Source organism: Comamonas resistens (assembly GCF_030064165.1).
Classification (GTDB): domain Bacteria; phylum Pseudomonadota; class Gammaproteobacteria; order Burkholderiales; family Burkholderiaceae_C; genus Comamonas; species Comamonas resistens.
Map to the genome: position 1 here is coordinate 4,668,722 of NZ_CP125947.1, position 19,411 is coordinate 4,688,132.

Genomic DNA, 19,411 nt, shown 5'->3' on the forward strand with positions numbered 1-19,411 from the left:
ACTTGTGCAAATCAGGCGCAAGCAAAAGCTTCGCCTCAGGCCAGCAACCCTTGGTTCATCCGCTACGGCGGCCCGGCGCAGCGGCGGTCCGGCTTGTTGGCGCAAGTCCTGTTTCAATTACCTGAGCATTGACTGCAGATTCCGCAGCAGCGTGCCCGCATGGGAGATCAGAAACAGCAGCAGGCCGATGGCACCGCCCACCAGCGTGCCATTGATGCGTATGTACTGCAGGTCCTTGCCGATATGGGCTTCGATCAGCGTGGACAGTTGCTCTGCATTCCAGCGCTTGACGGTGTCTGCGATGTGCTGGGCTATGAACTGCGAAACATCGGGAGCCAGCGTCGTGGCCCAGCGCTTGAGGCGCTCGTTCATCGACAGGCGCAGCGCCTCGTCATGCGCCAGCGCCTGCCCCAACCAGCGCCCCATGACGGCCACGCGCCGTGCCAGCGCAGAGTTTTCGTCCGCCAGGTCGCGCTCCAGCCGGGCACGCCAGCCCAGCCACAGCTCGCGCAGATAGGCCGCCAGCTTTTCGTCGTGCAGCAGATAGTTGCGCAGCTTTTCCACGCGCTCGGCATAGGCCGGATCGCTTTGCAGCCCCTCGATCAGGCGGTGCACCGATCCGTCAAAAGCCTCACGCAAGCGATGGTCGGGGTTATGCGCCACGTCCTGCAGCAGGCTGTCCAGCGCGCTGGCAATCAGGCTGGCCCCCTTGTCGCTGAGCCAGTCTGTCGGCAGCATTTTTTCCTTGATCGGGTGTTCGCGCTTGAGCCACACCACAATCGTCTGTGCAATCAGCACATGGGTCTGTTCCTGCCGCAGCAGGCGGCTGATGCGCGCCAGCACATCGTCCAGCACCTCCTGATGACGCCCGCCGGAAGTCAGGCCCGACAGCAGTGATGCGGCCGTGCGCGACAGATCCACATGCTGCATCACGGCCTTGAGCGACTGGGTCAGAAACTTCTCTACCTGCTTGTCCTGCACCATTTCCAGGGCGGCCAGCGCCATGCGCGCCACCTGCTTGCCCAGCAGTTGGCTGTTGGCCGAAGCCGTCAACCAGTCCGCCAGGGCCTGAGCCGGGTTGTGGCGCTCTATCAGTGCGACCAGCGACGGAGCGTCGAGAAACTTGTCGCGCACAAACACCGCCAGGTTCTGCCCTATGCGATCCTTGTTGCGCGGAATGATGGCCGTGTGCCGTCCCACCAGAGGCAGAGGAATATGACGAAACAGGGCCGTCACGGCAAACCAGTCGGCCAGCGCCCCGACCATGGCCGCCTCGCAAATGCCGCGCAGACAGACCAGCCATAGCGGCACGGCCTGCCCCTCTATGGCCCAGCGTGAGCCGGCCAGCGCAGTGGCAATGAAACCAGCCGCGACGAGCAGCAAAAGAATCAGTGGCAGGCGCTTGGCTTGTTGCAGCGACAGGCTTTGTTCTTGCGTCAGCATGGATGCAAGCATAGGACAGGCAGCATGAGCTGCCAATCGCACAAGGGCTGAAAATCTTCAGTCCTAAACCCGGAGCTAGGATCGTGTTTACGATTGCGCAGAAAATGGCGGGCTTTGTATCCCGACTTCCAAGAACATCATGACCGACGCAACCCGCCCCGAACTGCCCGACCACCTGTCCATCGACCCTCGCAGCCCCCATCATGTGGCCGCCGTCTTCGAGCACGACATCGGCATCCGCTTCAATGGCAAGGAGCGCTTTGACGTGGAGGAATATTGCGTCAGCGAAGGTTGGGTCAAGGTGCCCCACGGCAAGGCGCTGGACCGCAAGGGCAAGCCACTGCTGATCAAGATCAAGGGTACGGTCGAGGCGTATTACCGCTAAACCCAGTCCCCATGGCCGCACAACGCCTGAACAAGCACCAACTCAAGCGTGAGCTGAATGCCGTGCGGCCATACTCTCGCAGCCAGATCGCCGATGCGCAAAGGCACGAGGCCAGGCTGCGACACAAAATCACGGCGGGCGAGCTGAAATGGCTGATGCCCGGGCTTCCGCTGCCCTGGCAAACCTGGGTGCAGCAGGTGCTGCGGCCCGAAGCCATCGCTGCACAGCCCGCGCTTTGCAGCAGCTTCGTTTTGGGGATGGACATACCGCTGCTGCAGCGCTTTGCTGCAGAAGTGCCAGAGTCCGACAGTCTCCATGTGCACAGCCTGAGCGATGCTCAAGCACTGGTCTTCAGTGATGCAGGGCATTGCGTCAAGGCCACCCTGCAGCAGGGGCAGATCAGCGACTGGCAAACCAGTCCCGCGCAAGCCTCCGAGTCTGAAACACGATTGCGCGCAGCAGACGCCACGGCTTTGCATGCTGCATGGCAGTGCTTTGCTCAAGAGATGGACTGCCCCGCCAACCTGAGCCAGTTCAGCGCACAGGTGTTTGATGCAGATCTGCAGAGCCAGCGTCTGGTCTGCATTTCGCCCATCACGCTGGATTGGATGGATCACTACGCCAACATCCACACCGACTGCCGCTGGTTCAATGGCGTCAGCCGCATCCTGGATGGCACGCAAATCGTTCACACCATGGGGCATGGAAGAGACTGAAGAGCTGAGTTCAAGCCCTTTCAGCCTCTACCCCTTTCACACCAAGCGCATAGAGCTATTTATTCAATAGCATTCAATCCGCTCAAGCCAGCGCTTCGGCCGGGCCGAAGAACTCGTAGCGCACCTGCTTGTCGGGCACACCCAGGTTGTGTAGCGAGCGCTTGAGCACACGCATGAAGGGGCGTGGGCCGAGGAAATAGACATCGGCGTCGCGCGAGGCGGGCAGCCATTCGCCCAGGCGTTGCTCGGTCAGATAGCCTTCGGCGTCCACCTGGTCCTCGGGCACGGCGCGGTCGTAGCAGTAGTAGCGCGTGAGCTGCGGATGCTCGGCAGCCAACTGGTCGATGCGCTCACGGAAGGCATGTGCCGAGCGCTCGCGTGCGCAATGGATGAAGGTGACCGGACGCGGGGCCGCCAATGCCGTGGCCAGCATGGGCAAGGTGGGCGTGATGCCGACACCGCCGCTGATCAGCACCAGCGGCTTGCTGCTGTCCTGCAGCGTGAAATGGCCGGCCGGCGGAAACAGCGACAGAGTACCGCCCACCTGGATCTGGTCGTGCAGGAAGTTGGACACCTTGCCGCCGAGCTCGCGCTTGACGCTGATGCGCAGGCTCTTTCCATTGGCCGGAGCCGACAGCGAGTAGTTGCGGCGCTGCTCCTCGCCGCCCACCATCACGCGCAGGCCTATGTACTGGCCCGGCAGGTGGGCGATGACCTTGCCGCCGTCGGCTGGCACTAGGTAGAACGAGGTGATCTCGGCGCTTTCCTGCACCCTCTTCTCCACCTTGAAAGCGCGCTCGCCACGCCAGCCGCCTTCGGCCTCGGCCGTGCGGTCGTAGACGCTGCGCTCGGCGGCGATCAGGATGTCGGCCAGTTGCTGGTAGGCAGCACCCCAGGCGGCCAGCACCTCGTCGGTGGCGATCTCGGCACCCAGCACCTCGCGGATGGCGCGCAGCAGGCAAGCGCCGACGATGGGGTAATGCTCGGCCTGCACCTGCAGCGCCACATGCTTGTTGACGATCTGCGCGGGCAGATCGCCCAGGGCTTCGAGCCTGTCGATGTGCTTGGCGTACATCAGCACGCTATAGGCCAGCGCGCGCGGCTGGGCGCCGCTTTGCTGGTGGGCCTGGTTGAACAGCGGGCGCACCTCGGGGTACTCGCCCAGCATGGTGTTGTAGAAATGGGTGATCAGCGCTTCGCCGCCGGTTTCCAGCAGGGGGACAGTGGCTTTGACAATTTCGCGTTGACGTTCAGTAAGCATGCAAATCTCCAGATTCCAGCCCAGCCAGCTGCGGGGCCTGCTCTCATCAATGCAAAGGGCGTGCCAGCTTCACACCCCTTGTCAAACAATGGTTTGGCAAGATATGCGTCAATATGACATCCATTAAATGAAGTCCTTTTGACATCATTCAGAGTCACTATGACAACAAGCCATATTCTCAATGCCGTCATCCCGCTGGTCGCGGACCTGGCCCAGGAGATGCCGGAGCGCGAGCGCATGCGCCGCCTGCTGGCCGCCCTGCGCACGCTGCTGCCCGCCGACGCCGTGGCCCTGCTGAAGCTCGAAGGCGAATGGCTGCGCCCCATGGCCATCGACGGCCTGGTACCCGACGCGTTGGGGCGGCGCTTTCGCCTGGCCGAGCACCCGCGCTTTGCGCAGCTGCTGGCCGCCGGCCAGGCCATGCGCTTCGCACCCGACAGCCCCCTGCCCGACCCTTATGACGGCCTGGTCGCCCACCAGGGTCAGCCCATTGCCGAGCTCCATGTGCATGACTGCATGGGCTGCGTGCTGCAACTGGGCGGCCTGCCCTGGGGCTTGCTGACGCTCGATGCCATGCAGCCCGGGCGCTTTGCCGATGCAGCCTCGCTGGAGCTGCTGCAGGCCTTCAGCAATCTGGCGGCGGCCACCGTCGCCACGGCTGAACGGGTGCAGCAGATGGCGCAGCTGGCCCACAGTGCCTGCAGCATCGGGACGATCAAAGCCCCCTCCGACCGGGTGCTGCTGGGGCACAGCCCCGCCATGCGCAGGCTGCAAAAAGACATCGCCCTGATTGCGGGCAGCGACCTCAGCGTGCTCATCACCGGTGAAACCGGCACCGGCAAGGAACTGGTGGCCCGGGCCGTACATGCCCAGTCCTCACGCGCCGCTCACCCCATGGTCAGCATCAACTGCGCGGCTCTGCCCGACAACCTGGTGGAAAGCGAGCTGTTCGGCCATGTCCGCGGCGCGTTCACCGGCGCCCAAACCGAGCGCAGCGGCAAGTTCGAGCAGGCCCACCAGGGCACGCTGTTCCTTGACGAAGTGGGCGAGCTGTCGCTGCCCGTGCAGGCCAAGCTGCTGCGGGTGCTGCAAAGCGGCCAGTTGCAGCGCCTGGGATCGGACCGCGAGCACCATGTCGATGTCCGCGTGATCGCCGCCACCAACCGCGACCTGGCCGCAGAAGTCAGCGCCGGCCGCATGCGCTCGGACTTCTATCACCGCCTCAACGTCTATCCGCTGCAACTGCCATCGCTGCGCGAGCGCGACAGCGATGTGCTGCTGTTGGCGGGCTACTTCCTGGAAGAGAACCGCTCACGCCTGCAACTGGGAGGATTGCGCCTGGATGGCGCCGCACAGGCAGCCTTGCTCAAGCACACCTGGCCCGGCAATGTGCGTGAACTTGAGCACCTGATCAGCCGCGCCGTGCTCAAGGCCCTGAGCCGCCAGGATGCCAGCGCCAGCCGGGGCAGACCGCGCATGCTCACGCTCAGGACCGATGATCTGGAGATCGGGCCAGGGCCGCATATGCAGCAGCCGCCACAGCCGGAGCCAACGTCAATGCCCGCCACCACGACCAGCTTGCGCGATGCCGTGGCGGCTCATGAACGGGCCTTGATCAATGCCAGCCTCAAGCGCCACCACGGCAGCTGGGCCGCAGCCGCCAGAGAGCTGCAGATGGACAGAGCCAATCTGCAACGCATGGCCAAACGGCTGAATATAGAAAAGTCCTGAGTCAGTCCAGACCATCGATCAACGGCCTTGTATGCCCAGCAGCTCCACATCAAAGCTCAAGGTCGCATTGGGCGGTATGACCCGGCCCGACCCACGCGTGCCATAGGCCAGGGACGGCGGGCAGGTAAAACGCGCCTTGCCGCCCACCTTCATGCGCTGCGTGCCTTCCTGCCAGCAGGCAATGACGCTGCCCAAGGAAAACTCGATGGGCCGGTTGCGTGCATAAGAGCTGTCGAACTCCTTGCCTGAGTCCGGGAAATAGCCACGGTAATGCACCTTGATCACGTCCGAAGCCGTGGGGCTCGGGCCTGTACCCTGCACCAGGCTCTCGAAGATCAGCCCGTTGCTGTGGACCTCTGCGGCCGCAGTCCCGGACAGAGCCAGAAGAAGAGACGATAGGGCCAACAGGAAACGGCTTGCTGCTTTCATATCCAAGACACGACAAAGAGAAGTTTCAAGACTGTAGCCGAGCCTCTTCTCCTGTTTATGTCACTTGCCGGCCGCACAGGGCTCCAAGCGCTTGGCGCTCCACGCCCAGGTATCGCCCGCAGTGTTCACCGCGTGGCCCTGCAAATGGTCGGAGCTGCCATTCACCACCCCTGAATACACGGCATAGTCATCATTGAAGCGCAGCTGCACATAGCGCCCCTTGCCTTCCCAGCGGTCGTTGTTCGGTGTTCTGTCATTGGGGTGCGCATTGAGCATGCGCCCACCTGGCAACAGCCTGAACACATAGCTGCGCGCAGGCTCCCCCTGCGTCTTGTAGCTGATCAACCAACGGCTGCCCGACAGCGCGTTGCCGTCGCTCGCAGAGTTATCCGCAGCAGAAACGCTGCGCTCGCACAGCGAATCCTGCACGGACGAGGCCGGCGCGGGTGAAGCAACACGCTTGGCCTGCGCGGTCTGCAGGGATGCAGCAGCCAGCAGCGCCACCGCGCACCAGCTTGAAATACGCCATGCCATTCAGCCTCCTTGTGTGTCGATCTACGCTGCCGGCACCGGCATCAGACGCCGATATCGTCGAGCGCCTTGCGCAAATGGCCAACGGTGCGTTCCACGTTATGCCATTTCTCCAGCCCGAACAGACCCAGACGGAAGGTCTGGAAATCCGGCCCTTCGTCGCACTGCAGCGGCACACCCGACGCGGTCTGCAACCCCACCTTGATGAAGGCACGGCCGCTTTGAATCTCGGCGTCGGTGGTGTAGCTGACCACCACACCCGGCGACTTGAAGCCCTCGGCCGCCACACTGGGAAAGCCCCGCGACTGCAACAGCTCGCGCACCTGGGTGCCCAGCGCAATCTGTTCCTCGCGCACCTTGGCAAAGCCGTATTCGCGAGTCTCCAGCATCACATCGCGCAGACGCAGCAGTGCGTCGGTAGGCAAGGTGGTGTGGTAAGCATGCTGGCCTTTTTCGTAGCCTTCGGCGATCTGCATCCACTTCTTGAGGTCGCAGGAGAAGCTGGAGCTTTGCGTGTGCTCGATGGCTTCACGCGCACGCTGCGAGAGCATGATCATGGCGCAGCAGGGCGAGCTGCTCCAGCCCTTTTGCGGTGCGGAGATCAACACGTCCACGCCGGTTTTCTCCATATCAACCCACATGGCCCCCGAGGCCACGCAGTCCAGCACGAACAAGGCGCCTACTTCGTGCGCGGCATCCGCCACGGTGCGCAGGTAATCATCAGGCAGCAAAATACCGCTGGCCGTTTCCACATGCGGCGCAAACACCACCTTGGGGCGCTCGATGCGGATGGTCTCTGCCACATCTGCCGCCGGGCATGGGGCCCAGGGAGCCTGGGCGCCCTCACCCTGCTTGCGTGCCTTGCAGACCACCGAACCGCCACCCAGCGCGCCTTCGTCGAAGATCTGGGTCCAGCGGTAGCTGAACCAGCCGTTGCGCACGATCAGCACCTTTTCCCTGTTGGCGAACTGGCGCGCCACGGCCTCCATGCCGAAGGTGCCGCTGCCGGGCACCAGCACGGCGGTGTGGGCGTGATAGACATCCTTGAGTGTGCCCAGAATGTCCTGCATCACGCCGACGAATTTCCTGGACATATGGTTGAGCGCTCGGTCGGTGTAGACCACCGAAAACTCGAGCAGGCCATCGGGATCGATATCGGGCAGAAGTCCGGGCATGGGTTATCTCCAGTCACATGGGCCGCATCCCATGCGCCGGGCGCGGCCGATTATTGAGTCAAGACTTCCAGCTTAGCATGGGAAAGCGGGCGTCCGGCGCCTGGAAACCGCCTCCACAGGCGCTTCATGGAGCGTGTGGGATAGGCCAAAAAACAAGGCCGCTGCCTCTTGCCAGGCTGCGGCCTTGTTTCATGATCCGCCGCGGCGGCTACCAGGTATCGACAAACCGGGTGGGTTCATCGCGCAGGCGGGCGCCTGCCAGCCCGCGCACCAGCCAGGCGCGCGTCTCGGCGGGGTCGATCACGGCGTCGATCTCCAGCGTGGACGCCATGTGCATGGCCTCGCCGTGCGCGTACTGCTGGGCCAGCAGCTTCTGGAACAGCGCCTCGCGCTCAGCCCCCTCGGGCAGGGCTTCGAGCTCCTTGCGGAAGCCCAGGCGTACCGCGCCCTCAAGGCCCATGGCGCCGAACTCGCCCGTGGGCCAGGCCACGTTGAAGATGGGCGCATGGAAGCTGCCCGCCGTCATGCCCATGGCGCCCAGGCCGTAGCCCTTGCGCAGCACCACGCTGAAGTACGGCACGCGCAGCTTGGCGGCCGTGACGAACAGGCGGCTGACATGGCGCACCTGGCCTGTTTTCTCCACCTCGGGCCCGACCATGAAGCCGGGCGTGTCGACCAGGCTGACGATGGCAATGCCATGCGCATTGCACAGCTGCATGAAGCGCGCAGCCTTGTCGGCGGCATCGGCATCAATAGCCCCGCCCAGGTGCGAGGGATTGTTGGCCATCAGCCCCACAGGCCGGCCCTCGATGCGCGCCAGCGCCGTGTGGATGCCGGCGCCAAAGCCCGTGCGCAACATGAGCAGGCTGCCCTCATCCACCAGATGCGCCATGGCCGCGCGCGTGTCGTAGGCGCGCAGGCGGTTCTCGGGCACCACATGGCGCAGCTGCCGCTGGTCGGGCGCATTCCATTCATGCGTGCGGCCCTGGAAGAACGACAGGTAATGCTTGGCCGCCACCACGGCCTGGGCCTCGTCCTCGACCAGGATGTCGATCACACCGTTGGCATGCTGCACGCCGCTGGGACCCACCTGCTCGGGCTTGAAAACGCCCAGGCCGCCGCCCTCGATCATGGCCGGCCCGCCCATGCCTATGGTGCTGGCGCGCGTGGCGATGATGATGTCGCTGCAGCCCAGCAGGGCCGCATTGCCCGCAAAGCAGCGGCCGTGGGTAATGCCCACCACGGGCACCTGGCCCGACAGCGCCGCATAGGCCGCGAAGGTGTGCACATGCAGGCCTGCGACCACGGGCGTGTCGGTGTCGCCGGGGCGCCCGCCGCCGCCTTCGGCGAACAGCACCACGGGCAGCTTCTGCTGCAGGGCGATGCCCAGCATGCGGTCGGTCTTGGCATGGTTGCGCGAGCCCTGGGTGCCGGCCAGCACGGTGGCGTCATAGGCCATGACCACGGCGCGCGCCTTCTCCTCGCCGAACTGCGCGCTATTGATGGAGCCTATGCCCGTGACCATGCCGTCAGCCGGCGTGTTGGCCACCAGGTCTTCCATGCTGCGCCGGCGCGTCTGCGCGGCAATCGCCAGCGCACCGTATTCGATGAAGCTGCCCGCATCGCAGAGGTCGGCGATGTTCTCGCGCGCGCTGCGGCCGCCCTGGGCATGGCGCTTGTCCATGGCCTCTGGCCGCGCCGCGTCCTGCGTGAAGGCGTGGCGGTCTTTCACGCGCTGCAGGTCGGCGCGGATATGGTCCGGGTCCTGCGCCTGCTGCTCGGCCCGGGCATGGGCGGCATCGCCCTCGGCCGGCGCCAGCACCAGCAGCGGCTGGTCCTGCACCACATAGCTGCCGGGCTCGGCCAGCAGCTGGCCCACGGTGCCGGCCTGCTGGGCCAGCAGCACATGCTGCATCTTCATGGCCTCGAGAATGCCCAGCTCGGCACCGTGCGGCACGCTGTCGCCCTCGGCCACGCTCCACTGCACGACGCGCGCGGGCATGGGGGCCAGCACTGCGTTTTCGGGAGCTGCTTGCGCTGAATGGTTGGCTTTTTCAGATTTATTCCCCTCTGAAACCACTTCATGGCAAGCGCTAGTAGCTATTGATTCAGCAGCATCCACCAGCTCTGGCAGCACCTCTTCCAGCCAGCGTGTGTGCACGGCCTGGGCCTGCATTTCGGGCCTGCCGGCCAGCGCCTGCAGCAGTGGCAAGTTGGTGGCCAGCCCCTTCACATGACTTTCGCCCAGCGCGCGCTGCGAGCGGCGCAGCACATCCTCGAAGCGTGCGGCAGGGCTATGGACAATGAGCTTGGCCAACAGACTGTCGTAATGCGGCGATGGGCTTGCGCCTTGCACGGCATGGCTGTCTGTACGAATGCCCGGCCCCTGCGGCCAGCTCAGCTCGGCAATGCGGCCGCTGCCGGGACGTGACCGGCCTTGCGCATCCAGCGTTTCGGCATTGATGCGCCACTGCATGGCATAGCCGCGCGGCCGGGGCGGCAGGTTCACGTCCAGCCCCAGGTCGGCAAAATGCTCGCCCGCCGCGATGCGGATCTGAGCCTGCACCAGATCGACGCCAAAGACCTCCTCGGTAATCGTGTGCTCGACCTGCAGGCGCGGGTTGGCCTCGATGAACACATAAGGCAGTTCCTGCGACTGCGAGTCGACGAGAAACTCGAACGTACCCAGACTCTCGTAGCGCAGCCTGGCCGCCATGCGCAGCGCGTCCTTGGTGATGCGTTCGCGCAGCGGCTGCGGCAGGCTGGGGCTGGGCGCGATTTCCACCAGTTTCTGAAAGCGCCGCTGCAGCGTGCATTCACGCTCGCCCAGCGCGAGCGGCCATTCGCTGCCATCACCCAGAATCTGCACCTCGATATGGCGGGCGCCCGTCATCAGGCGCTCCACATAGACGCCATCCACACCAAACGCGGCTCTGGCCTCGCTGCGGCAGCGCTCATAGGCGGCAGCGACCTCAGCGGCGTCGATCACGGCGCGCATGCCGCGCCCGCCGCCACCGCCTATGGCCTTGATCATGATGCCGCTGGCACCGTCGGCTTTCTGCGCCGCGAAGAAGGCCTGGGCCTGCTCCAGCGTCACGGCCTCCTGGCTGCCGGGCATCAGCGGTACCTCACATTGCTGGGCCAGTGCGCGGGCTCTGGCCTTGTCACCCAGCAGAGCCAGTTGCTCGGGTGTGGGACCGATGAAGCGCAGGCCTGCCGCCGCACAGGCGCGCGCGAAGTCCGCGTTCTCGCTGAGAAATCCATAGCCGGGATGCAGAGCGTCGCAGCCATGCTCCTGCGCGATCCGCAGCAGCTGTGCGCCATCGAGATAGGCCGCCGGGCCGCTGGCATTCAGCGCCACGGCCTCATCGGCGTTGACATGCAGGGCCGCCGCATCGTCTTGTGCATACACGGCCAGGCTGGCGATACCCAGCTCCTGCAGCGCGCGGATGATGCGCACCGCGATTTCGCCACGGTTGGCGATCAGGACTTTTTCAAACATGGGAACTCTCGTTGAACTGACGCAAACAAGGATGTACCAGCAGACTGCTGCCTTGGGGGCGACGCTCCTGCCTGAGCCTGATTTGCGTCAGCTGTTATCGTTTCAGTAGCATCTTGCGCTTGCTACTCAATGACTTGAGGCCTTTTTCATTGAAACCTCATGGAATGTCTCTCAGCAACCGCCTGAGCACCTTGCCCGCACCCGTGGCGGGCAGCGCGTCGATGAACCGCAGCTCGCGCGGCGCCTTGTAGCTGGCCATGTTGTCCTTGCACCAGGCCAGCAGCGCATCGGCATCCACGCTCTGGCCGCTCTTGCAGACGATGAAGGCGCGCACGACCTCGCCCTTTTGCGGATCGGCAACTCCGATCACGGCGGCCTGCGCCACCGCCGGATGCTTGATCAGAATGGTTTCCACCTCCTCGGGGAAGACGCTGTAGCCCGAGACCTTGATCATTTCCTTGAAGCGACCGATGAAGGTCAGATAGCCGTCCTCGTCGAACTTGCCCATGTCGCCCGTATGGACCCAGCCGTTCTTGAGCGTCTTGGCCGTGGCTTCGGGCTTGTTCCAGTAGCCCTTGAAGTTGCCGGGGCCGCGAATGATGATTTCACCCACTTCGTTCGGCGCGAGCGGTGCACCGGTTTCCGGGTCTATCACGCGGATCTCATTGCCCGGCACTGGCTTGCCATGTGTGCCCCAGCGTATGGCATCGCCGGGCATGAAGGTGTCCATGGTGTGGGTTTCCGAAAGGCCGTAGGCCGCTTCGCTGGAGATGGCATTGGGCGCGAACCGGCGCCATTTCTGCGCCAGATCCTCGGTATAGGTGATGCCGAAACTGGTGACGGTATTGCGGCGCAGCGCGCTGAAGTCCATCTTCTCCACACCAGGAACCTGCATCAGCGCCACATTCATGGGCGCGATGCTGTACCACCAGCTCACGCGATAGCGCTCCAGCGCCTGGGCCACGGCCAGCGGGTCGAAACGGTGCAGCAGCACGCAGGTCGCCCCCGAATGCACAGGCATGTTCACACCCATGGACATGCCGGCAATGTGATAGAGCGGCGCCACGGCCAGCAGCATATCCTGATCGTTCACTCCGGTTGCTGCAGAGGCACCCGCCGTCTTGTGCGCGGCAGCCCCGAAGCTCAGCATCGCGCCCTTGGGCAGACCTGTGGTGCCCGAGGTATATGTCATGAGCGCCACGTCATCCATGGAGACTGCCACGGGCTCGGGCCTGGCGCCGCTGTGCATGATGTCCCACACCGACTCCACGCCCTGCGGCAAAGGCTGCACCGGGGCCAGCAGCTCGGCAGGCAGCTGCAGCGTGGGTTGCGCGGGCAGCCAGTCGGCATAGCGCACGGCCAGCACATGCTGGAGTGCCGTGGTGCTGCGCACCTTGTCCACCACGGGCAGCAGCACATCGGCGGCGATGATGACGCGGGCCTGCAGGTCATTGAGCTGGTATTCGAGCTCATGCTCCTTGTTCAGCGGCCCACAGGGGCAGACGATGGCGCCTATCTTCTGCACCGCGTAATGCGCAACGATGTACTGCGGGCAGTTGTTCATGAACAGCGCCACAGGCTCACCCTTCTTCACCCCCAGGGCCTGCAGGCGAGCCGCCACGGCATCGCTGGCCTCATCCATCTGCCGCCAGCTGATGTGCTGTCCGTACCAGATATAGGCATCGCGCTCGGGATGGTTGCGCGCGTTGCGGCGCAAGGCCTCATGCAAGGGAATGAGGGTCTCGGATTCAGCCATGGTTGTCTCCTGGGTGTCTCTTGAAAACCGAGCACTGGCGCCGCTTTGCGGTCTTTCTCAGGGATTGCCTTAGGGCAATCCGCGGCTCGGTGTCTTGCCAATGTATACCCGCTGGTAGAACATTGCTACCCATCGGTATAACGAACGCGACACACGAAAACCCTCATGCCCGCCACGTCCAGAAAGATCTCAAAAACGCCGCCACCACCCGTGGCTCCGCGCGGCCGGCAGCGCTTTCCCACGGCGGGCTCGGACGAGAAGCGCGAGCGCATTCTCAAGGCCGCCGAAGCGCTGTTCGACCGCTATGGCTATGCCAGCACGACCATAGAGCAGATCGTGCAGGCGCTGGGCGTGACCAAGCCTTTTGTCTACTACTACTTTCGCAACAAGCAGGAGATTTTCGAGACCCTGTGCTGGGCACCGACCGAGGCCTGCTTCACGGTGCTGGACTTTGCGGCCGACGACCCGCGCCCTGCGCATGAAAAAGCGATTGACGGCCTGCAGCGCCTGATTGCCGCCACCATTGCGCACTACCCTGCGGGCTTTTTCCCCTATCGCGAACCACAGGCCTTCAGCCCTGCCTACCTCAAGGCTTCGCGCAACGTGGCTCAACAGTTCTACAAGCAGCTCTGCGAGCTGCTCGAAGAAGGGCGGGCCAGCGGTCACTTTCATTTTCGTGAGACGCGCATCACCGCCCAGGCCGCCTGCAGCCTGCCCGGCTTTCTCTACAACTGGTACCAGCCGGGCGGACGCCTGGGGCCCGCCGAGATGGTGGCGGAACTCACCGATCTGGCCACGCGCGTGCTGGGTTTGAACCTCACTCCCGCCGCCTTGCCAACCCCGGCCAAACGCCGCGGCAACCCGCCATCTGCACGCAAAAATTCCACGAAAAAAAGCACCACCCCCTCATCCACCACATAAGAGCCATCAGGCCCAGTCATTCCACCCTCCAGGAGACAAACCATGCCCATCCGCTTTTCTACCATTGCCGTGGCCGCTGCGCTATGCGCAGGCGCCGCTTCGGCGCAGACTGCAGAGCCGTTCAAGATCGCCTTCATCGACCCGCTTTCCGGCCCGTTTGCCAATGTGGGCGAGCTGATGCGCAACCATGTGCTCTATGCCGTTGATGACGTGAATGCCAAAGGCGGCCTCTACAACGGCGCCAAGCTGCAGATGCTGCAATTCGACAGCAAGCTCTCGGCCCAGGAAAGCCAGAGCGCACTGCAGGCTGCCATCGACCAGGGCGCACGCGTGGTGGTCACGGGCGGCTCGGGCTCATCGGTGGTGACGGCGCTGGTGCAGGCTGCGTCCCGCTACAACCAGCGCAATCCGGGCAAGGAGGTCCTGGTGCTCAACCACAGCTCCATAGACCCCGAGCTGACCGGCAAGTCCTGCAGCTTCTGGCACTTCATGTTCGATGCCAACACTGCCATGCGCATGCAGGCGATCGCCAACTACATCAAGACCCAGCCCGAGATCAAAAAAGTCTTTTTGCTCAATCAGGACTATGCCCACGGCAAGCAATGGGCCCACTATGGCCGTGACATGATGGGCAAGGCCAGGCCCGATATCCAGTTTGTCGGCGAAACCCTGCACCCCATGGGCCGCATCAAGGACTTCTCGCCCTATGTGGCCAAGATGAAGGACTTGGGTACGGACTCGGTCATCACCGGCAACTGGGGGCAGGACCTGGCACTGCTGCTCAAGTCTGCAGGTGATGCGGGCTACGACCTGCGCTACTTCAACCATAGCGCGGGCGGCATGCCCGGCACCGTCACCACCATCTCCCAGACCAAGTTGGGCCGGGTCACCTGGGTCGCCGAATGGCATCCCGGCCAGGCCGACCGACCGCTGGCCGATGCCCGCGCCAAGGAATACAAGGCCAAGATGAACCAGGACTTTCTGGCCCCGCGCATGGACCTGGTGCCGCGCATGCTGGCCGCCGCCATGGCCAAGGCACAGTCCACCGAGCCCGTGAAAATCGCCAAGGCCATGGAAGACATGCAGATGGATACCATCTTCGGCCCCGTGAAGATGCGTGCCAAGGACCATCAGCTGTTATTGCCCCAGGTGGTCAACGCCATTGCACCCGTGGATGGCAAGACGGTGAAAACGGGCTGGGAAGGCACGAACTACGGCTTCAGAACCGATGCCGTTTATTCAGCGCAGCAGGTCGAACTGCCGACCGAATGCCAGATGAAAAGGCCTTAACCACAATCTCCTGTGCGGTTTGGCATGACCTCTGCGGTCTGATACCGGCGCGTACCAGGCGAGAGACAGCGAGCAAGCGCCGCCGCGCAGCGAGGCTGTCGTCCCCCTCCCGCGAAGCGAGAGAGGGGGAAGCCGCGTAGCGGCTCAGGGGGTTGGCGTACTGTAAGTACGCCGTCCAAACACTCCGCTTCCCACCCGCACCATGGTGCTGCCCGCCGCCACGGCGGCTTCCAGGTCCCCCGTCATGCCCATGGACAGGGTGTCGAACTGTTCAAGCCCCGGCAGGCCGCAGGCTTTTATTTCATCAAAAATGGCTGCAGCCTTTTTGTGAACTGCGCATTGCGCTTCAAAATCAGGAGTGTCATCGGGAATGCTCATGATGCCGCGCAACATCAGCCGGGGCAGCCTGGCAATGGCTTCGACCAGCGCCAGCGCGTCTTGCGGTATCACACCGGACTTGGTCGCACCGCCATCCACATTGACCTGTATGCAGACGTTGAGCGGTGCCATGCCAGCCGGGCGCTGGGCCGACAGCCGCTCGGCAATCTTAAGCCGGTCCACGGTCTGGGCCCAATCGAAGTTCTCGGCCACCAGTCGAGTCTTGTTGCTCTGGATCGGACCTATGCAATGCCATTGCAGCGCCTCGCCGCCTGGCAGCGCCATGGCGCGCACGGCAGCGATCTTGTCCACGGCCTCCTGGATATAGTTCTCGCCAAAGCTGCGCTGACCGGCCAGCACGGCTTCGCGCACCGCATCGGCACCAAAGGTCTTGGAGACGGCCAGTAGTTGCAGCGATGTCACGGGACGGTTTGCCTGAGCGCAAGCCGCAGCCATGCGGGCATGAATCTGCCCCAGATTGTTTTCAATCATCGTCATAATTGCCGCCAGAGTATCAAAACAGGGAGGTCTGTCCGTGGACATCACGCAATTGCTGGCATTCAGTGTCAAGAACAAGGCTTCGGACTTGCATTTGTCCGCGGGACTGCCACCCATGATCCGCGTCCACGGCGATGTGCGCCGCATCAATATCGATCCGCTCGATCACAAGACCGTGCACGCCATGGTCTACGACATCATGAGCGATGCGCAGCGCAAGCAGTACGAAGAATTCCTGGAGGTGGACTTCTCGTTCGAGATCGAAGGTCTGGCCCGCTTCCGTGTCAACGCCTTCAACCAGAACCGCGGCGCGGCCGCCGTGTTCCGTACCATTCCGAGCAAGATTCTGACGCTGGAGCAGCTCAACGCCCCCAAGATTTTCTCCGACCTGGCCCTGAAGCCGCGCGGACTGGTGCTCGTAACCGGCCCCACGGGTTCGGGCAAATCGACCACGCTGGCAGCCATGGTCAACTACCTCAACGAGACCGAGTACGGCCACATTCTGACGGTGGAAGACCCCATCGAATTCGTGCATGAATCCAAGAAATGCCTGATCAACCAGCGCGAAGTCGGCCCCATGACGCTGTCGTTCGCCGCGGCGCTGAAGTCCGCGCTGCGTGAGGACCCGGACGCGATTCTGGTCGGTGAAATGCGCGACCTGGAAACCATACGCCTGGCCATGACGGCCGCCGAAACCGGCCACCTGGTGTTCGGCACGCTGCACACCTCATCGGCCGCCAAGACCATCGACCGTATCATCGACGTGTTCCCGGCCGAGGAAAAGGAAATGGTGCGCGCCATGCTGTCCGAGTCGCTGCAGGCCGTGATCTCGCAGACGCTGTGCAAGACCAAGGACGGCCAGGGCCGCGTTGCGGCGCACGAGATCATGCTGGGCACGCCCGCCATCCGCAACCTGATTCGCGAGGCCAAGGTGGCGCAGATGTACTCCACCATCCAGACCAGCCAGAACATGGGCATGCAGACGCTGGACCAGAACCTGACCGACCTGGTTCGCCGCAATGTCATCAGCGCCGCCGAGGCCCGTTCCAAGGCGAAAATTCCCGAAAATTTCCCTGGGTAACCCATTACCCCCTGAGCGGCTTTGCCGCTTCCCCCTGAGGGGGACGACAGCCTTTGCTGCGGGGCGGCCCTTGCTGGCTGTCTCTCGCTTGGGTTGCGCCAGTTTTGACCGTCTTTGAGGAGTGATCATGGAACGCGATCAGGCCAGTAAATTCATCAACGATCTGCTCAAGCTCATGGTCAGCCGCAACGGCAGCGACCTGTTCATCACGGCGGAGTTTCCGCCAGCCATCAAGATCGATGGCAAGGTGACCAAGGTCTCGCCCCAGCCGCTGTCGCCGTTGCACACGCTGGCTCTGGCCCGTTCCATCATGAGCGACAAGCAGGTGGCCGACTTCGAGCACACCAAGGAGTGCAACTTCGCCATCTCTCCGGCCGGCGTGGGGCGTTTTCGCGTCAATGCCTTTGTGCAGCAGGGCAAGGTCGGCATGGTTCTGCGGACCATCCCCACCACGCTGCCCACGATCGACGGCCTGGGTGTGCCCCAGATCCTCAAGGAAGTGACCATGACCAAGCGTGGTCTGTGCATCCTGGTGGGCGCCACGGGCTCGGGTAAATCGACCACTCTGGCCGCCATGGTGGACTGGCGCAACGAGAATTCCTTCGGCCACATCATCACCGTGGAAGACCCCGTGGAATTCGTGCATCCGCACAAGAACTGCGTGGTCACGCAACGCGAGGTGGGTCTGGATACGGACAGCTGGGAAGCCGCGCTCAAGAACACGCTGCGCCAGGCGCCCGACGTGATTCTGATGGGCGAAATCCGCGACCGCGAGACCATGGAGCACGCGATTGCCTTCTCCGAAACCGGGCACCTGTGCCTGGCCACGCTGCACGCCAACAGCGCCAACCAGGCACTGGACCGCATCGTCAACTTCTTCCCCGAAGAGCGCCGCCCCCAGCTGCTGATGGATGTGTCGCTGAATCTGCGCGCCATCGTCTCCCAGCGCCTGATTCCCAAGCAGGACGCCAAGGGCCGCGTGGCCGCCATCGAGGTGATGCTGAACTCCCCCCTGATTGCCGATCTGATCTTCAAGGGCGAAGTCGCCGAGATCAAGGAGATCATGAAGAAGAGCCGCAACATCGGTATGCAGACCTTTGACCAGGCGCTGTTCGACCTCTTCGAGTCCAATCTCATCACCTATGAGGATGCGCTGCGCAATGCCGACTCGGTCAATGACCTGCGCCTGCAGATCAAGCTCAACAGCCAGCGCGCCCGCACCCAGGATCTGGCTGCTGGTACCGAGCATCTGACGATCGTTTAGCCCCCTGGGGGCTCCAGCCTTTGCAGCTGGGCGGCAGGGACGTCCAGGCCCTTGCTGGCAGCCCTGGCATGCGCCACGCCAGTGGCGTGCAACTTCAACCATCAAGCATTCGAGGATTTTCATGACTGCCACCATCGCCCCCCGCAGCTACGAGCCTTGCGCCTCCACGCCCGTGGCCTTTCTGGGCCTCGGTGTCATGGGTGCGCCCATGGCCGCACATCTGGCAGCCGCAGGCCATCAGGTCACGGTCTACAACCGCACAGCGGCCAAAGCCGAGCAGTGGGCCCAGCAATTCGGTGGCCGCCATGCAGCAACGCCACGCGAAGCCGTACAGGGCGCTCGCATGGTGTTTTGCTGTGTTGGCAATGATGACGACCTGCGCGCCGTTGTCGAAGGCGAAAACGGCGCCCTGGCAGGCATGGAATCCGGGGCCATCCTTGTGGACCACACCACGGCCTCGGCCCAGATTGCCCGTGAGCTGTACGTGCAGGCCCTGCAGCGTGGTCTGCACTTTATCGATGCGCCGGTTTCTGGCGGCGAGGCCGGGGCCGTCAACGGTCAGCTCACGGTGATGTGCGGTGGCGATGAAGCCGTGTTCGAACAGGCCGCGCCAGTGGCTGCAGCCTTCTCTCGCGCCTTTACCCATATGGGTCCCAGCGGCAGCGGCCAGCTGACCAAGATGGTCAACCAGATCTGCGTTGCAGGTCTGGTTCAGGCTCTGTCCGAAGCCATCGCCTTCGGCCTGCGCGCCGATCTGGATGTCAACAAGGTGCTGGATGTCATCGGCAAGGGCGCAGCCCAGAGCTGGCAACTGGACAACCGCGGCAAGACCATGGCGGTGGGCAAGTTCGATTTCGGTTTTGCGGTCGACTGGATGCGCAAGGACCTGAACCTGGTGCTGGAGGAAGCGCAACGCAACGGAGCCCGCCTGCCCGTGACGGCGCTGGTGGACCAGTTCTATGCCGATGTGCAGGCCATGGGCGGCAACCGCTGGGACACATCAAGCCTGATTCAGCGCCTGCGCTAAGCCTGCAGACCCTGGTGCCCTTA

General features: G+C 63.6%; 16 protein-coding genes. 8 read left to right on the plus strand and 8 right to left on the minus strand.

Going from position 1 to position 19,411, the window contains the following annotated elements; genetic code table 11:
• Positions 1-117 precede the first annotated feature (117 nt).
• Positions 118-1,443 (minus strand): DUF445 domain-containing protein, encoded by a 1,326-nt coding sequence (locus QMY55_RS21680; RefSeq protein WP_283486174.1) that lies wholly within the window; start codon positions 1,441-1,443, stop codon positions 118-120.
• 139 nt (positions 1,444-1,582) lie between these two features.
• On the opposite strand from QMY55_RS21680, the gene QMY55_RS21685 reads away from it, so the two are divergent.
• Together QMY55_RS21685 and QMY55_RS21690 are read left to right on the plus strand one after the other, a co-directional pair.
• Positions 1,583-1,828 carry a DUF3297 family protein gene (locus QMY55_RS21685; RefSeq protein ID WP_283486175.1) on the plus strand — a complete coding sequence of 82 codons (246 nt, stop codon included), beginning with the start codon at positions 1,583-1,585 and terminating at the stop codon, positions 1,826-1,828.
• A gap of 11 nt (positions 1,829-1,839) precedes the next feature.
• The gene (locus QMY55_RS21690) at positions 1,840-2,544 is read left to right on the plus strand and encodes a hypothetical protein (protein ID WP_283486176.1); all 705 of its coding nucleotides are present in this window, start codon (positions 1,840-1,842) and stop codon (positions 2,542-2,544) included.
• A gap of 82 nt (positions 2,545-2,626) precedes the next feature.
• Here the strand turns inward: QMY55_RS21690 and hmpA are convergent, their stop codons facing one another.
• Positions 2,627-3,805: an NO-inducible flavohemoprotein gene (hmpA, locus tag QMY55_RS21695; RefSeq protein WP_283486177.1), complete on the minus strand. Its 1,179-nt coding sequence runs from the start codon at positions 3,803-3,805 to the stop codon at positions 2,627-2,629.
• 159 nt (positions 3,806-3,964) lie between these two features.
• Here hmpA and norR point away from each other — a divergent pair, with 159 nt between their 5' ends.
• Positions 3,965-5,536: a nitric oxide reductase transcriptional regulator NorR gene (norR, locus tag QMY55_RS21700; RefSeq protein WP_283486178.1), complete on the plus strand. Its 1,572-nt coding sequence runs from the start codon at positions 3,965-3,967 to the stop codon at positions 5,534-5,536.
• 18 nt (positions 5,537-5,554) lie between these two features.
• Here the strand turns inward: norR and QMY55_RS21705 are convergent, their stop codons facing one another.
• From QMY55_RS21705 to QMY55_RS21725, 5 genes are all read right to left on the minus strand, one after another.
• Positions 5,555-5,965: an FKBP-type peptidyl-prolyl cis-trans isomerase gene (locus QMY55_RS21705; protein ID WP_283486179.1), complete on the minus strand. Its 411-nt coding sequence runs from the start codon at positions 5,963-5,965 to the stop codon at positions 5,555-5,557.
• 60 nt (positions 5,966-6,025) lie between these two features.
• A complete protein-coding gene (locus QMY55_RS21710) occupies positions 6,026-6,499 on the minus strand; it encodes a hypothetical protein (protein WP_283486180.1) in 474 nt (157 codons plus the stop codon).
• Between the two features lie 41 nt (positions 6,500-6,540).
• Positions 6,541-7,671, minus strand: a complete 1,131-nt coding sequence (locus QMY55_RS21715) for an aminotransferase class V-fold PLP-dependent enzyme (protein ID WP_283486181.1) — start codon at positions 7,669-7,671, stop codon at positions 6,541-6,543.
• A 208-nt stretch (positions 7,672-7,879) separates the two neighbouring features.
• The gene (locus QMY55_RS21720; protein WP_283486182.1) at positions 7,880-11,173 is read right to left on the minus strand and encodes an acetyl-CoA carboxylase family protein; all 3,294 of its coding nucleotides are present in this window, start codon (positions 11,171-11,173) and stop codon (positions 7,880-7,882) included.
• Between the two features lie 157 nt (positions 11,174-11,330).
• A complete protein-coding gene (locus QMY55_RS21725; RefSeq protein WP_283486183.1) occupies positions 11,331-12,929 on the minus strand; it encodes an AMP-binding protein in 1,599 nt (532 codons plus the stop codon).
• A gap of 165 nt (positions 12,930-13,094) precedes the next feature.
• Here QMY55_RS21725 and QMY55_RS21730 point away from each other — a divergent pair, with 165 nt between their 5' ends.
• Together QMY55_RS21730 and QMY55_RS21735 are read left to right on the plus strand one after the other, a co-directional pair.
• A complete protein-coding gene (locus tag QMY55_RS21730) occupies positions 13,095-13,850 on the plus strand; it encodes a TetR/AcrR family transcriptional regulator (protein ID WP_283486184.1) in 756 nt (251 codons plus the stop codon).
• A gap of 42 nt (positions 13,851-13,892) precedes the next feature.
• Complete coding sequence (locus tag QMY55_RS21735) at positions 13,893-15,140, plus strand: branched-chain amino acid ABC transporter substrate-binding protein (protein WP_283486185.1); 1,248 nt, start codon at positions 13,893-13,895, stop codon at positions 15,138-15,140.
• A 144-nt stretch (positions 15,141-15,284) separates the two neighbouring features.
• On the opposite strand, the gene QMY55_RS21740 is transcribed toward QMY55_RS21735, so the two are convergent.
• Complete coding sequence (locus tag QMY55_RS21740; RefSeq protein ID WP_283486186.1) at positions 15,285-16,016, minus strand: YggS family pyridoxal phosphate-dependent enzyme; 732 nt, start codon at positions 16,014-16,016, stop codon at positions 15,285-15,287.
• 37 nt (positions 16,017-16,053) lie between these two features.
• Between QMY55_RS21740 and QMY55_RS21745 the strand changes: the two genes are divergently transcribed.
• The 3 genes from QMY55_RS21745 to QMY55_RS21755 all read left to right on the plus strand — a co-directional run bounded on the left by QMY55_RS21745 (position 16,054) and on the right by QMY55_RS21755 (position 19,388).
• Positions 16,054-17,097, plus strand: coding sequence for a type IV pilus twitching motility protein PilT (locus QMY55_RS21745; protein WP_283486187.1), 1,044 nt, complete (start codon positions 16,054-16,056; stop codon positions 17,095-17,097).
• A gap of 127 nt (positions 17,098-17,224) precedes the next feature.
• Complete coding sequence (locus tag QMY55_RS21750; protein WP_283486188.1) at positions 17,225-18,361, plus strand: PilT/PilU family type 4a pilus ATPase; 1,137 nt, start codon at positions 17,225-17,227, stop codon at positions 18,359-18,361.
• A gap of 121 nt (positions 18,362-18,482) precedes the next feature.
• The gene (locus tag QMY55_RS21755) at positions 18,483-19,388 is read left to right on the plus strand and encodes an NAD(P)-dependent oxidoreductase (protein ID WP_283486189.1); all 906 of its coding nucleotides are present in this window, start codon (positions 18,483-18,485) and stop codon (positions 19,386-19,388) included.
• Positions 19,389-19,411 lie beyond the last annotated feature (23 nt).